Below are 546 nucleotides of genomic sequence, written 5' to 3' on the forward strand. Positions count from 1 at the left end.
CCGGGAGCGAAAGTACGAGCGGCCCGGCGAAGCACGCGAGCACCAGGAAGGCCACGAAGCCCGCGGGAACCCAGACCAGCAGGCGACGCCGGATCTTCGCCCAACGGATGCTCCGCTCAGTCGTCTCGACAGGCGTCAGCAGCGCCGCGGTGGATGTGTCAGTGACCGCCATAGCGAATCCTCGGGTCGAGTACGGCGTACATGACGTCGACGAACAGGTTCGCGAAGACCGCGACCGCGGCGAAGATGAAGACGCAGACCTGCACGACCGCGACGTCGCTGGAGAGCACGCCGTCGAGCATGAGCATGCCGAGCCCCGGCATCGCGAAGATTCGCTCGATGATGACGGTGCCGCCGATGAGCGTCCCGATGTTCAGACCGACGATGGTCAGCAGCCCGAACGACGAGTTGCGAAAGGCGTGCCGCCAGAGCACGCGCCACGGGCCGACGCCTTTGGCGCGGGCCGTGTCGATGTAGTCGGCGGAGTTGATCTGCTCGACGAGATCGCCGCGCAGGAAGCGGGTGTAGAAGCATGCGAGCGGAGTC

General features: G+C 66.3%; 1 protein-coding gene. It reads right to left on the bottom strand.

What is annotated here, in order from left to right; genetic code table 11:
* Positions 1-158 precede the first annotated feature (158 nt).
* Positions 159-546: ABC transporter permease (locus ELR45_RS38635; RefSeq protein ID WP_205857001.1), on the bottom strand; the 388-nt coding region annotated here is incomplete at its 5' end.

Origin of the sequence: Phytoactinopolyspora endophytica (assembly GCF_004138495.1) — a bacterium.
Taxonomy (GTDB): Bacteria; Actinomycetota; Actinomycetes; order Jiangellales; family Jiangellaceae; genus Phytoactinopolyspora; species Phytoactinopolyspora endophytica.